Consider the following 203-nt stretch of genomic DNA (forward strand, 5'->3'; position numbering starts at 1 on the left):
TGTCGGCCAACGCCATGAAGGCCGGCATGGCCATCCTTCGCCCGCTGCTCGCCGCCACCGGCGCGCCCAAGCAGGGCAAGATGGTGATCGGCACCGTCAAGGGCGACATCCACGACATCGGCAAGAATCTGGTCGGCATGATGATGGAGGGCGCGGGCTTCGACGTCATCGACCTCGGCATCAACAATGCGGTCGAGAAGTAT

General features: G+C 63.5%; 1 protein-coding gene. It reads left to right on the forward strand.

The features are described 5' to 3' along the window. Positions 1-203 (forward strand): cobalamin-dependent protein (locus EN857_RS34550; RefSeq protein ID WP_189521731.1); only part of this gene is annotated, 203 nt, incomplete at both ends.

It is taken from the genome of Mesorhizobium sp. M4B.F.Ca.ET.214.01.1.1, assembly GCF_004791545.1.
In the GTDB taxonomy this organism is placed as follows: Bacteria; Pseudomonadota; Alphaproteobacteria; order Rhizobiales; family Rhizobiaceae; genus Mesorhizobium; species Mesorhizobium abyssinicae.